Source organism: Chryseobacterium sp. (assembly GCF_041914225.1).
Lineage (GTDB): Bacteria > Bacteroidota > Bacteroidia > Flavobacteriales > Weeksellaceae > Chryseobacterium.
This window is the reverse complement of record NZ_JAYSDT010000002.1, coordinates 81,301-96,379: the sequence shown is the minus strand read 5'-3', so window position 1 is coordinate 96,379 and position 15,079 is coordinate 81,301. Positions and strand designations below refer to the sequence as shown.

The following is a 15,079-nucleotide window of genomic DNA, read 5'->3' as shown; positions in this document are numbered from 1 at the left end:
CTTATTAAGAATGTTTCAAAATAAGCAAAACGGGGATCAAAGTGACAAAAAACAGCTTTTTTTAAGCTCTTTGTGGTTTATCATGCTTATTTTTGCATGTCAAGTACAATAAATCATGAAGAAGCTCCAAGATATTCTTATCTCAACCAGGACAATGGCTGTATTGTTGCTGGTGTACGCATTTGCGATGGCTTATGCAACGTTCTTAGAAAACGACTACGGAACTCCTACAGCAAAAGCATTAATTTATGAGGCCAAGTGGTTTGAACTGATCATGGTCCTGCTTATTCTTAACTTCATCGGAAATATCGGAAGATACAGACTTTGGAAAAAGGATAAATGGCCGGTTCTTGTTTTCCACCTTGCCTTTGTTTTCATTTTTATCGGAGGTGCTATCACAAGATACATCAGTTTCGAAGGAACTATGCACATCAGAGAAGGCGAAACGTCCAACGAAATTGTAACGGATAAAAATTTCTTTAAAATCCAGATTGAGGAAAAAGGAGATGTTCTTAACTATCAGGATGTTCCTTATCTGATGTCGCCGTTACATAAAGATTTCCAGGCAACCTATGACTTCCACGGAAAAGAAGTGAAAGTATTTGCAAAGGAATACATTCAGAGAAAAAAAGACAGCCTTGTTGCTGAGCCAAACGGTACAGAGTATCTTCATCTTGTTTCTACCGGAAATACCGGAAGACAGAATATTTACATCAAACCCGGTGAAACAAAATCGATCAACGGAACTTTGGTGACTTTCAACAGAGCGATTGACGGAGCTGTTGAATTCAAAAATGAAGGCGGAAAACTATTCATCAAAACTCCTGTAGATGCAAGCTATATGACCATGGCTACCCAGGCAACAGGAACTACTGTAAAAGATGAATTCCAGCCGCTGGCATTAAGAAGTTTATATACCATCAACGAACTGAAGCTTGTAGTTCCTGAAGGTCTTAAAAAAGGAAAGCTGATGGCCATTGAAGGGGACAGAAAAAAAGATGCAAACGTACCGGATATGCTTCAGGTTGAGCTTCAGGGACCAAAAACAAAGCAGCTGGTAGATCTTTCTGTTGAAAAAGGAAACCCGAATGCTTACAAGCAGGTTACGATGGATGGTTTGAACATTATGGTAGGTTTCGGACCTAAAATATACAACACCCCTTTCGCCTTGAAACTGGATGACTTCGTAATGGAAACTTACCCGGGAAGTTCATCTCCAAGTGCTTACGAAAGTCATGTGAAAATCATTGATGAAGGTAAAGAAACTCCTTATAAAATCTATATGAACCACGTTCTTAACCATAAAGGATACCGTTTCTTCCAGTCAAGCTTTGACCCGGACAGAATGGGGACAGTTCTTTCTGTAAACCACGATTACTGGGGAACTTTGATTTCTTATATCGGATACGGGCTTTTATTCTTAGGGATGTTTGTGATCTTCTTCTGGAAAGGAACCCACTTCTGGAAATTAAATAAAATGCTGGCTGATGTTAATAAAAAGAAAGCAGCCGGTATGCTTTTATTGTTCTTAAGTTTAGGCTTGCATGCACAGAAAATTGAAACTCACGGAACAACTGATGGAAGCAGAGAGCACATCCATGTAGAAGGTGATAACCATACTCATGCTCCGGCTCCGTCTGCCCAGCCGCTTGATGGCGCTGCTCCGAAGCAGAATTCTCTGGCAACTCCAATGGGGAAAATGAGAACTATTTCTCCGGACGAGATCATTGCAAGGAACAAAATCAGTAAAGAACACGCTGATAAATTCGGATATCTTTTGGTACAGAATTATGAAGGAAGAATTGTTCCGATCAATACTGAAGCATTGGATATTTTAAGAAAACTATACAAAAAAGATGAATTCAAAGGAACAGATGGTAAGTATCTTACTGCCAACCAGTGGTTCCTTTCTATCAATACAGACACACCAAGCTGGACAATGGTTCCGATTATTAAAGTAGGAACTAAAGGTGGAGATGAGCTGAAGAATAAAACAAAAGCTGACGAAGACGGATATACATCGCTGATGAACCTTTTCCCGGCGGATGCCAACGGTAACCTTACCTATATTCTGGAGCACGACTACAATACGGCATTCCGTAAGAAACCGGCTGAGCAAACGAACTATGATAAAGAAGTTATTGCTGTAAACGAAAGGGTACAGATTTTCAATGAGTTCTTCAGCGGTCAGTTTATGAGAATTGTTCCTGTGAAAAATGATGCGAATCATACATGGCACTCATGGCTGGATCAGAAATTCGAACCGGATATGGAATCTCAGCAGGTAATGGGGCCTTACTTCGCAGAAGCCCTTACTGCTCAAAAAACTGGAGACTGGAGCAAAGCAGATGCTGAATTGGCAAAGCTTTCAGAATATCAGCAGAAATGGGGTAAAGCGGTCGTTCCTGCAAAATCCAAGGTTGATCTTGAAGTATTCATGAATAAAGTAGATATTAACTTTAAATTGTTGATTTTCTACACGCTTATCGGAGGACTTCTTCTGATCTTAGGTTTTGTTGAATTATTCAAACCAAATAAAGTATTAAACAAGGTCATTAAAGTAATTATTGCGATTGGTTTAATCGGGTATCTGTGCCATTTCTTAGGACTTGTTGCAAGATGGTATATCTCAGGACACGCTCCTTGGAGTAACGGATATGAAGCAATTATCTTTATCTCATGGGTAGGGATTACGGCAGGTCTGATCCTGTACAGAAATGCCAATGCTTTGATCCCGGCAGCCGGATTCATGGTAGCGGTTATCATGATGGGATTTGCACACGGAGGTTCGGCGCTTGATCCGCAGATTACACCGCTGGTTCCTGTTTTAAAATCTTACTGGCTGATTGTACACGTAGCGATTATTACCTCCAGTTACGGTTTCTTTGCGCTGTCGATGATTATTGCTGTGATCTCTTTGGTGTTCTATATTATTTCCAACAAAGAAACATACAAAATTCACCACGATACAACATTGAAAGAATTGGTAATTGTTTCTGAAATGTCATTAACCATCGGATTGTTTGCATTAACGGTAGGTAACTTCTTGGGAGGAATCTGGGCAAACGAATCATGGGGAAGATACTGGAGCTGGGACCCGAAAGAAACATGGGCTTTCATTTCCATCATGGTATACGCATTTGTACTGCACATGAGATTGGTACCGGGATTAAGAAGCAGATGGGCATTCCACGTAGCAACAATGTTTGCATTCTGCTCAATGGTAATGACATATTTCGGAGTAAATTACTACCTGAGCGGACTTCACTCATACGCAGCAGGGGATCCGGTACCGGTGCCGGCATGGGTATATATCGGAATCTCAACAATGATCATCTTATCAGCTGTTTCTTATTGGAAGTTTAAAACTTTAACGAAGAAATAAAAATCTGAATATAAAATTAAAATCCCGGAATTCATGTTCCGAGATTTTTTTATTTCTATTGTTTTTAGCATTGGGGTGAGGTGTTTTAACGCTAGGATCGCAATGATTTTTATGATGATAGATATCGTTCGCAAAGGCGTTTCACTCAGCAAAGAAATTACTGATCTTAGCTAAACGAAGTGGCTTTGCGAACAAAAATATAATGGATCCTAATAAATTAACCTGGTAACCTTACGTTAAATTAAATACTGAGGATCTCGAATTCTAACGCTAAGATTCGCAATGATTTTTATGATGATAGATATCGTTCGCAAAAGCGTTTCACTCAGCAAAGAAATTACTGATCTTAGCTAAACGAAGTGGTTTTGCGAACAAAAATATAATGCATCCCAATAAATTAACCTAGTAACCTAGCATTACATTAAATACTGAGGATCTCGAATTCTAACGCTAAGATTCACAATGATTTTTATGATGACAGATATCATTCGCAAAGGCGTTTCACTCAGCAAAGAAATTACTGATCTTAGCTAAGCGAAGTGGCTTTGCGAACATAAATATAATGTATCCCAATAAATTAACCTGGTAACCTTGTGTTACATTAAATACTGAGGATCTCGAATTCTAACGCTAAGATTCGCAATGATTTTTATGATGATAGATATCGTTCGCAAAAGCGTTTCACTCAGCAAAGAAATTACTGATCTTAGCTAAGTGAAGTGGCTTTGCGAACAAAAATATAATGCATCCTAATAAATTAACCTTGTGAACCTTGCGTTAGTTAAAAATACCCGCACCCCGAATCTCGAACCCCGAAACCCGCACCGCATTAAAAAAACAAAAATTTATCATTCATAATTCAAAATTGATTGCTATCTTTATGATATCAAAATAATATCAAAATAAAATTATATCATGGAAAAAACATTAAAACCCATGTCGGGCTATCTTACATTGGTTATCTGCCTGGCTTTGTTTATTGCAGCTGTTTACTTCTTCATTACGGGAGTAGACCAGAATATAACTTTTGTTGCACTCGCTATGCTGTGTTTTCTGGTATCATGTTTTTTCTTAAAAGGGTTAATGATTATTCAGCCTAACCATTCCAGAGTGCTAAACTTTTTTGGAAAGTATGTAGGAACAGTGAAAGAAAACGGATTGTTCTTTATTAATCCGCTTTACTCATCACAGAGAATAAGCCTTCGTTCTGAAAACCTTCAGGGTCAGACTCTGAAAGTAAATGATAAAATGGGAAACCCTATCGAGATTGCTGCTGTAATCGTTTGGAAAGTAGGAGATACCTATAAAGCTGCTTACGAGGTGGAGCGATATACGGATTATGTAAGAATGCAGAGTGAAGCTGCTGTAAGACACCTTGCAGTAAGTTTTCCTTATGATAATCTTGAAGATGAGCATGCGGATATCACTTTAAGGGATGGAGGAGATCAGGTAAACAAAATTCTGGAGCAGGAGTTATTGGAAAGACTGGCACCGGCAGGAATCATCATTCAGGAAGCGAGAATTACCCATTTGGCCTATGCTTCAGAAATTGCAGGAGCAATGCTTCAGAGACAACAGGCTACTGCAATTGTTGCTGCAAGAACCAAAATTGTAGAAGGTGCAGTAGGAATGGTAGACCTTGCATTGAAAAAACTTTCTGAAGACAATATTGTTGAGCTGGATGATGAAAGAAAAGCCGCAATGGTAAGCAATTTAATGGTAGTTCTTTGCGGTGAAAAAGCAGCAACTCCTATATTAAATGCAGGAACGCTTTATAATTAAGAAGTGAAAATGTAATAATTCGGTTTTAGTGCAGAGAGTTCTTCACTGAAATAGTCAGAAATAATGCTAGAGAAATAGAAAATGAAATCAGAAAAAGCTCAGAACTCTTCGGAAAGCAAAGGCAAAAAATCCTTTGTAATAAGGATAGATGAGTCTACTTATAAACTCCTTGAAAAGTGGGCCAATGATGAATTCAGAAGTGTAAACGGACAGATAGAATACCTGCTGCATCAGAGCCTGGTCAACGCAGGGAGGAAGAAGAAAGAGTAAATGAAAAGGAAAGAATTGAAGAGGAAGGATAATCTTTTTGGGAGGTAAATCCATAGAAAATTATGATATCCTCCTTTTTTTTAATTACAGAAAATATAAAAAAGACCTCTTTTTTTAGCTTTTCAATAAAGAAATAACAATTCACTTAACCTTATACTAAAAAAGAAAGCAGAGAAATTTTCTCTGCTTTTTTATTGTATACAACTCTGGAGACTATCTGCTCCAACGTAGAATATGACGAGCCAAATCAAGCCTTTAATGGTAAAGAAAGCTAATCCAGCCCATCCCACACGCTTGAACCACTTTTTAAGCTTTGAGTTATTTTCTTGTGAATTTTCCATTGGTGATTATCAAAATGATTACCCTGCAAAGATAAGCATGATTATAATTAGTCCAAATAAAAAGCCTGTTAAAAATTAAAGTTTTGAGGTTCACATAATATTTTTATCTTTAGAGAGAACGAAAAGTAAGATTTTATGTCAAAAAAAGTAAAGGATTTCGGAATCGAAAAAACACTCAAAAACCTTGGAATTAAAGAAGAGAACAAAGGGACTTCAGTGGGCGGGAAGTATTTCGCTTCAGGAAAGGTGATAGAAAGCATTTCTCCTGTGGACGGAAAACTGATTGCTAAAGTAAAAACTTCCGGAGAAAGTGATTATGACAAAGTAATTGAAACTGCCCAAAAGGCATTTCAGGAATTCAGGCTGATCCCGGCTCCCAAAAGAGGCGAGATTGTAAGGCAGCTGGGCTTAAAATTAAGAGAATATAAAGACGACCTTGGTAAACTTGTTTCTTACGAAATGGGTAAATCACTGCAGGAAGGTCTTGGTGAAGTTCAGGAAATGATTGATATCTGTGATTTTGCCGTAGGACTTTCAAGACAGCTTCAGGGATATACGATGCACTCTGAAAGGCCAGGACACAGAATGTATGAGCAATACCACCCGCTGGGAGTAGTAGGAATTATTACAGCATTCAACTTCCCGGTAGCCGTATGGTCATGGAATACAGCGCTGGCATGGATCTGTGGTAACGTTACCATCTGGAAGCCATCTGAAAAAACACCGCTTTGTGCTATTGCATGTCAGAACATTATGACTGAAGTTTTGAAGGAAAATAACCTTCCTGAAGGAATTTCAAGTGTATTGGTATCAGACCACGAAATCGGACAGAAATTAGTAGACGATAAAAGAGTAGCACTCGTATCTTTCACAGGATCTACAAGAGTGGGAAGAATGGTTTCTTCTAAAGTAGCAGAAAGATTCGGGAAGTCTATCCTTGAATTGGGTGGAAACAATGCTATCATTATTACAAAAGAAGCAGATATCGATATGTCGATCATCGGAGCTGTTTTCGGAGCGGTAGGAACTGCAGGACAGAGATGTACTTCAACAAGAAGACTGATTATCCACGAAAGTGTATATGATGAAGTAAAAACAAGACTGGCGAAAGCTTACGGTCAGTTGAAAATCGGAAATCCTTTGGACGAAACCAATCATGTAGGTCCACTGATCGATACTGATGCGGTAAATCAATATGAAGCAGCCATCAAGAAATGTAAAAAAGAAGGAGGTAAATTTGTTGTAGAAGGCGGAGTATTATCTGGAAAAGATTACGAATCCGGATGCTATGTGAAGCCTTGCGTTGCGGAAGTGAAGAATTCTTATGAGATTGTTCAGCACGAAACTTTTGCACCAATCCTGTATCTTATCAAGTATAAAACACTGGAAGAAGCTATCGCTATTCAGAATGATGTTCCTCAGGGATTGTCTTCTGCGATCATGACCCAGAATCTGAGAGAGGCGGAATTATTCCTTTCCCATGCAGGTTCAGACTGTGGTATTGCCAATGTTAATATCGGAACATCAGGTGCTGAAATCGGCGGTGCTTTTGGTGGAGAAAAAGAAACAGGTGGAGGAAGAGAATCTGGATCTGATGCCTGGAAATACTACATGAGAAGACAAACCAATACTATAAATTACACCACACAACTTCCTTTAGCACAAGGGATTAAATTTGATTTATAAAAGCATTGCTTTAAAGTAATTAAAAACAAAAAAATTAATAACCTGAATGATTAAGTGCTTCATTCCCTGGATCATTTAATCATTCACTTATTAAATCACACTACAATTTATTATGGAACAAACATTAGATATAAAAGTAAATAAAGTAAAAGAAACAGTAGGAAGACATGTACTGGCTGACGGTTTCGATTTTGTGATGGATATTGAAAAATCACACGGTTCATGGCTTTACGATAAGCTTACAGACAGAGAATACCTGGATATGTTCTCTATGTTTGCATCAGCGTCTGTGGGATATAACCACCCTTATCTTGTAGAAAGATCAGAATGGCTGGGAAGAATGGCGGTGAACAAACCTACTTTGGCTGACGTTTATTCAGAAGAATATGCTCATTTCCTTGAAGTATTTGAGAGAGTGGTCATTCCTGAAGAATTACAGTATGCTTTCTTTATCGAAGGCGGAACGTTAGGCGTTGAAAATGCAATGAAGGCATGCTTCGACTGGAAAACCCGCAAAAACTTTGAAAAAGGACTTGATACTGAAGCTGGAATCTGTATCCACTTCAAACAGGCTTTCCATGGAAGAAGCGGCTATACTTTAAGCTTAACCAACACTGCTGACCCAAGAAAATATCAATATTTCCCGATGTTCAACTGGCCGAGAATTTTAAATCCGAAATTAAAGTTCCCGATTACAGAAGAGAACCTTGAAGAAACCATCAAAAACGAAAACCTTGCTTTGCTTCAGATTGAAGAGGCTATCCTGATGCACCCTGATAAAGTGGCTTGTATCATCATAGAGCCTATTCAGGCAGAAGGAGGTGACAATCATTTCAGAGATGAATTCTTATTGGGATTAAGAAGAATCTGTGATGATAACGAAATCTTACTTATTTTTGATGAAGTTCAGACGGGAATCGCTATTACAGGGAAAATGTGGGCATTCCAGCATTTTACGGCAAAACCGGACATTATTTCTTTCGGGAAGAAGGCGCAGGTTTGCGGTGTGCTGGCCAACAAAGAAAAATTTGACCAGGTTCCGAACAATGTTTTCAGAGAAAGTTCCAGAATCAACTCTACATTCGGAGGAAACTTTATTGACATGCTTCGCTTCCAGCTTGTTATGGAAGTTATCGAAAAAGAAAATCTTGTGGAGAATGCAAGAGTAGTTGGAGACTTTTTATTGGAAAGTTTAAAGGCTCTTGCTGAAAAGTATCCTGAGAAAATTTCAAATGCAAGAGGAAGAGGACTGATGTGTGCGATCGATCTGCCAACTGCAGAACAGAGAAACCACCTGATGAACGAGCTTTTCAAAGATGGATTGATCATTCTTCCTTGTGGGGATCAGTCTCTTCGTTTCAGGCCTCACCTGAATGTTACGAAAGAAGAAATCCAGCTTGCTTTAGATAAAATTGAGAGCAATATTAATAAAATTTAAAACCCGGAATTTGTAATTTTGAAAAAAACGTTGTACATTTAGATACTCAAACATTTAGAAATATGGAAAGAAGTACGAGAGTATCAGTTTATGAAAGTGATAACCCTTCAGAAAATCAGTTGGTTAAATCTAAATTGGATGACGCACAGATTACAAACACGGTTGAAAATAACTATCTTACATTTACTACAACGCCAACAGCTACTTCGCTGAAAGTAATGGTAGATCTGGAAGATGAATCCAAAGCATTTGAAATTATTGATGCTTACCTTCAACAAAGTGAAAATCAATAAACAATTTCATAATTTTAAATTTTACTACTTCGAACCGAAAATTAATTTTAATTAGTTTTCGGTTTTTTAATTAAAATAATCTTTAAATTATTGAAAAACTAAATGTTTAAAAGATGACTTGAAGAACTGTTATTTTATTCAGAATCAGAAGTTTGTATTGGTCAGTTTTAAATTTGACGCAAAGTTTTAATAACCTTATACTATATTTTTAAGGAAGCAAAGGTGGAATCAATGAAATTGATTCTCATGAAGCGAGCGCCATAGCCATTTGCTTATTCAACGACGAAGTCGAAATCTTTGCTCCCTCAAAGTTTTAAGCCTTATAAATCAATCTTTGCGTTAATAAAAACAGAGCTTTAATTCAGAGGATCAAAAGGGAAATAGTTCTAATTTTTAATCTTTAAACTTTAGATTTTTAATCAAAATCAACAACATGAATCCAGAAATTAAACTAAGACAAGCGGAAATTGAAGACAGAAACATTATTTGGGAAATCATCCAGCAATCTATTGAAAGAAGAAGACAGGATGGAAGCACCCAATGGCAGAACGGATACCCTAATCTTGGAACGATAGAAAGTGATATTGCCAAAGGATTCGGACATGTTTTGACGGTAGATGGAGAGATTGCAGTGTATGCAGCCCTGATTCTGAATGACGAACCTACCTATAGTACCATTGAAGGAGCATGGCTGAGTGATGGTGAATTTGTAGTTGTTCACAGGGTGGCTGTTGATGAAAAATTTGCAGGTCAGGGTATGGTGAAAAAGCTTTTTGACCATATCGAAGAATTTACAAAATCCCATGGGATTCAGAGTATTAAGGTTGATACGAACCATGACAATATCCCCATGCTGAAAATCCTTGAAGGCAGAGGATATTCTTATTGCGGGGAAGTTCTGTTAAGAGACGGCATGAGGAAAGCTTTTGAGAAGATTATAATTTAGGTAAAAAGTTAAATCAACTTTCATTGAATTTTTAAAACGCCGTGTATTTATAAACTCTATCAGGTTTGTTCGTTTGGTTCTGAACTAATTTCTACTTTTGTTCAAATTTTATATTATGCACCAAAGTATAGAAATTGATGAGAAAATTTTTCAGGATGCCGTAAAATTTTATGGCACCGTGTTCAGCTTACCCCCTTTAGCATCAAAAATCTATTCCTACCTTCTTTTCGATTATGAGAAAGTAGGAATTACTTTTGACGAATTTGTTGACGTGCTCTCCGCGAGCAAAAGCTCTGTTTCCACCAGTATCTCACTACTGCTCAATGCTCAGCTTATCGTAGATCACAACAAAATGGATGAGCGGAAACGGTATTTTTTCATCAATGATGAATACAAGAAAATACGATTCGAGAAAATTGTCCAGAAAATGCAGGACGAATTAAGACTACTAGATGATTTAAACAATTTTAAAAAAAGTAAAGACGATGGATACAACGAAAGAATAGAAGTTTACAAAGCACTCTTAAATAAAAACATAGAAAATATTCAGGAATCTCTTAATAAACTATAAAATGAATAATAAGCTAGTTATACTTTCCATTGCAGCGCTTTCACTGACAGCCTGCAAAAAAGAAGCTCCGAAGCAGGATGGTGCCAAGCCGTATCCTGTTATCTCAGTGGAGTCGAAAAATATAGTGGGTTATCAGACGTTTCCGGCTACCATCCAAGGTAGGGTAAACAATGATGTACGTGCAAAAATACAGGGATATATCACCCAGGTATTGGTAGATGAAGGGCAATATGTTACAAAAGGACAGCCATTGTTCCGCCTGGAAACCAATATTCTGAACGAAAATGCAGCGGCTTCCAAGGCAGGAATCGGTGCGGCAGCATCCAGTGTGGCAGCAGCTCAGGCAGCCGTAAATGCGGCTCAGGTTGAAGTAAATAAACTAAAACCACTGGTTCAGAAAAATATTATCAGCAATGTCCAGTTACAAACTGCCCAGGCTCAGCTGGCTCAGGCTCAGGCCCAGCTTCAGCAGGCCAATGCAGCCAAAAGACAGGCTGAAGCCAATTATAAAGGAGTAGAAGCCAATATCGAATATTCTATCATCCGTGCACCTATTTCAGGGGTAATCGGCAAGCTTCCGTTAAAAGTGGGAAGTTTGGTAGGTTCGTCTGATCAGACTCCTCTGACAACGATTTCTGATACGTCTGAGATCTATGCTTACTTTGCTATGAATGAAAAAGAATATTTTGATTTCCTTGAAAAATCTCCGGGAGCATCCATGCCTGAGAAAATCAAAAACTTACCAATGGTTGAGCTTCAGCTGGCCAATGGAAGCCTTTATCCTGAAAAAGGGAGAATTGAAGCCATTACCGGTCAGATTGATCCTACAACCGGAACTATTCAGTTCAGAGTTGCTTTCTCGAATGCTCAGAAATTATTAAGTAATGGTAACAGCGGAACCATCAGATTCCCTCAGCATTATGATAATGTTCTTGTAGTTCCTGAAAGTGCTACTTATGAACAGCAGGGTATTGTATATGTATACAAAATAGATAAAGGAGATACTGCCAGAAACGTGGTTGTCAATGTTATTGACAGAATCGACAATATGGCTCTGATCAAATCAGGAATTAATAAAGGTGAAAAAGTTGTTGCAGCTGGTATCGGAGGTTTGAAACCGGGAACAGCAGTGAAGCCGCAACCCATTAAAATGGATAGTCTTGTTCAATCAATAAAACCGAAATTCTAATGATAAAAAACTTTATTAACAGACCGGTTTTATCTACCGTAATCTCAATTTTGATTGTGATTCTCGGTGTGCTGGGACTGATCTCGTTACCGGTTACACAGTACCCGGATATTGCACCGCCCACGGTAAGTGTTTCCGCAAACTATACGGGAGCCAATGCTGAAACGGTAATGAAAAGTGTAGTAGTACCTTTGGAAGAACAGATCAACGGGGTGGAAGGTATGGATTATATCACTTCCAGTGCCGGAAACGACGGTTCTGCTCAGATTCAGGTTTTCTTCAAGCAGGGAATAGATCCGGATATTGCAGCGGTAAACGTACAGAACCGTGTGACCAGAGCAACCCCTTTGTTACCTGCCGAAGTAACCCGTTCCGGAGTGGTAACCCAGAAACAGCAGACCAGTGCCCTGATGTATATGTCTTTCTATTCTGAAAATAAAGATCTGGATGATGTATACCTTCAGAACTTTTTGAATATCAATATTATTCCTAACCTGAAAAGGGTAAATGGTGTTGGGGATGCGAACGTTTTCGGGGGTAAAAACTACTCGATGAGAATCTGGCTGGATCCTGCAAAAATGGCTGCTTACAGTGTAACACCTACTGATGTTACCAATGCTATCAACGAGCAGAGTAGAGAAGCAGCGGCGGGTTCTATCGGGCAGAACAGCGGTAGTTCTTTTGAATATATCATCAAATATGTAGGTAAATTCAATGATAAGGAACAGTACGATAATATCATCATCAAATCTCTTGCAAACGGACAAAACCTGATGCTGAAAGACGTTGCTAAAGTAGAACTGGCAGGGCAGTCTTATACAGGAATCGGTGAGAACGGAAACAACCCTTCCATCAGTATGGGGATCTTCCAGACTCCGGGATCCAATGCTCAGGAGATTATTAAAAATATCAAAGCTTATCTGAAATCAGCTGAGGGAACTTTCCCGCAGGGAATCAAATATACTTTCAACTTTGATACCAACGAATTCCTGGAAGCTTCTATTGACAAGGTAGTACACACACTTATTGAAGCCTTCATACTGGTATTTATTGTAGTATATATTTTCCTTCAGGACTTCAGATCAACATTGATCCCGGCTATTGCAGTTCCGGTATCTATTGTGGGAGCATTTTTCTTCCTAAACTTGTTTGGATATTCATTAAACCTCTTGACCTTGTTTGCATTGGTACTTGCCATTGGTATTGTGGTGGATGATGCCATCGTCGTCGTTGAGGCGGTTCATGCGAAGATGGAGCACGGTATTTCTGATGCTAAGAAAGCTACGGTAGAAGCGATGGATGAAATTACAGGGGCTATTATTTCGATTACTTTGGTAATGGCAGCCGTATTTATTCCGGTAACGTTCATTACTGGGCCTACAGGGGTATTCTACCAGCAGTTTGGTATTACGCTGATTATAGCCATCATCATTTCTGCGATTAACGCATTAACTTTGAGTCCGGTTCTATGTTCATTATTCCTGAAACCTCACGAAGCACATCATGCAGAATATAAAAATCTAAACCTGCTACAGAAGTTTTTCTATAAGTTTAATATTGCTTTTAAAACAACTACTGAGCGTTACGGAAGAGGATTTGTATTCCTTTTAAGACATAAATGGGTAACCCTGATTATTTTTGCTGTTACCGGAGGAATTTTATTCTGGGCAAGCAGCAGCATGAAGAAAGGGTTTGTACCTACAGAAGACAGAGGGATTATCTTTACAGATGTTCAGCTTCCTCCGGGAGCTTCTATGGAAAGAACTTATAATGCATTGAAAACGCTTCAGGCTAAGGCTTTGAAAGTTCCGGGCGTGCAGAACGTAACGATTTCAACAGGTAGAGGGTTCTTATCCGGAAACGGAAGTAACAATGGTCTTGCCTTTGTGAAACTGAAACCATTCGAAGAAAGAAAAAAAGATGGACAGACTTCTGAAGATATCACCAAAAAATTATTCGGAATTGTAGGATCTGTTCCTGATGCCAAAGTAGTATTCTTCCAGCCGCCAAGTGTACCGGGATTTGGTAACAGTGCCGGTTTTGAAATGGTATTGCTAGATAAATCAGGGGGTGAATATGCTGATCTGGATGCTAAAACCAATGAATTCATCGGTAAGCTGATGCAGAGACCGGAAATTCAGTTTGCACAGACATCATTTAATACAAAATATCCTCAGTATCAGATGGAAATTAATGTTCCGCTGAGCAAGCAGCTTGGGGTTTCTGTCAATGACATTCTGGCTACGATGCAGGGATATATCGGGGGGATTTATACGGCCGACTTTACCAAGTATGGAAAGCAGTTCAGAGTTATGGTTCAGGCTCTTCCTGAAAACAGAAAGAATATTGATAATCTGAATCAGCTCTATGTAAGAACAGGATCAGGTATCATGACTCCGATTTCACAGTTTGTAACCTTGACAAAAGCATACGGGCCACAATCCGTAAGCCGTTATAACCTCTTTACTTCTGTGAAAGTAACAGGAGCGAACTCTGACGGTTACAGTTCCGGGGATGCGATTGCTGCGGTACAACAGGTAGCGGATGAAACCCTGAATCAAAACTATGCGGTAGAATTTACCGGGTTAACCAGAGAAGAATTAAATTCAGGCTCTCAAACGCTTTTGATTTTCGGATTAAGCTTAATCTTCGTTTACTTTATCCTTTCTGCGCAGTATGAAAGTTATATCCTTCCGCTGATCGTTATTATTTCCCTTCCTCTTGGGGTAATGGGAGCTTACTTCGGTCAGAAGATTATGGGACTGGAAAATAACATCTACTTCCAGATTGCCCTGATCATGCTTGTGGGACTGCTGGCGAAGAATGCGATCCTTATTGTTGAATTTGCTGTCCAGAGAAGGCATCATGGAGAGACTATTGTGATGTCAGCCATTAATGCAGCGAAAGCCAGGGTGAGACCTATTCTAATGACATCATTTGCCTTTATTTTCGGTTTATTGCCGTTGGTTCTGGCAAATGGAATCGGAGCAGTAGGTAACAGGTCTATCGCCACGGGTGCGGCAATCGGACTATTGATAGGAACCGTTTTGGGATTATTTGTAATTCCGGTTCTGTATGTGATTTTTGAAACACTGCAGGAAAAAATTAAGCCTATCAAAAAAGAAGATATCAGTTTAGCAGAATAAAATTAAGGTTTAAGAAATTAGAAGTTAGATAT

The 15,079-nt window shown here is 38.8% G+C and carries 10 protein-coding genes; all 10 read left to right on the top strand.

All coding sequences use genetic code 11. The features are described 5' to 3' along the window. Positions 1–115 precede the first annotated feature (115 nt). Positions 116–3,385: a cytochrome c biogenesis protein CcsA gene (ccsA, locus tag ACE3RB_RS01410; RefSeq protein WP_374462549.1), complete on the top strand. Its 3,270-nt coding sequence runs from the start codon at positions 116–118 to the stop codon at positions 3,383–3,385. A 915-nt stretch (positions 3,386–4,300) separates the two neighbouring features. Then, complete coding sequence (locus ACE3RB_RS01405; protein ID WP_374462548.1) at positions 4,301–5,167, top strand: SPFH domain-containing protein; 867 nt, start codon at positions 4,301–4,303, stop codon at positions 5,165–5,167. A gap of 81 nt (positions 5,168–5,248) precedes the next feature. Continuing rightward, on the top strand, positions 5,249–5,437 hold the full coding sequence (locus ACE3RB_RS01400) for a hypothetical protein (protein ID WP_034694367.1): 189 nt from the start codon (positions 5,249–5,251) through the stop codon (positions 5,435–5,437). Positions 5,438–5,913: 476 nt separating this feature from the next. Beyond that, positions 5,914–7,464 (top strand): aldehyde dehydrogenase family protein, encoded by a 1,551-nt coding sequence (locus ACE3RB_RS01395; RefSeq protein WP_374462547.1) that lies wholly within the window; start codon positions 5,914–5,916, stop codon positions 7,462–7,464. 112 nt (positions 7,465–7,576) lie between these two features. Then, on the top strand, positions 7,577–8,902 hold the full coding sequence (gene lat, locus ACE3RB_RS01390; RefSeq protein ID WP_374462546.1) for an L-lysine 6-transaminase: 1,326 nt from the start codon (positions 7,577–7,579) through the stop codon (positions 8,900–8,902). A gap of 62 nt (positions 8,903–8,964) precedes the next feature. Then, positions 8,965–9,195, top strand: coding sequence for a DUF2007 domain-containing protein (locus ACE3RB_RS01385; protein WP_374462545.1), 231 nt, complete (start codon positions 8,965–8,967; stop codon positions 9,193–9,195). Between the two features lie 433 nt (positions 9,196–9,628). Next, positions 9,629–10,141 (top strand): N-acetyltransferase family protein, encoded by a 513-nt coding sequence (locus ACE3RB_RS01380; RefSeq protein WP_374462544.1) that lies wholly within the window; start codon positions 9,629–9,631, stop codon positions 10,139–10,141. 115 nt (positions 10,142–10,256) lie between these two features. Continuing rightward, positions 10,257–10,712 carry a transcriptional regulator gene (locus ACE3RB_RS01375; protein ID WP_374462543.1) on the top strand — a complete coding sequence of 152 codons (456 nt, stop codon included), beginning with the start codon at positions 10,257–10,259 and terminating at the stop codon, positions 10,710–10,712. Between the two features lies 1 nt (position 10,713). Beyond that, positions 10,714–11,901 carry an efflux RND transporter periplasmic adaptor subunit gene (locus tag ACE3RB_RS01370; protein WP_374462542.1) on the top strand — a complete coding sequence of 396 codons (1,188 nt, stop codon included), beginning with the start codon at positions 10,714–10,716 and terminating at the stop codon, positions 11,899–11,901. Then, a complete protein-coding gene (locus ACE3RB_RS01365) occupies positions 11,901–15,047 on the top strand; it encodes an efflux RND transporter permease subunit (protein ID WP_374462541.1) in 3,147 nt (1,048 codons plus the stop codon). Before ACE3RB_RS01370 ends, ACE3RB_RS01365 begins: the two co-directional genes overlap by 1 nt. Positions 15,048–15,079: the final 32 nt, after the last annotated feature.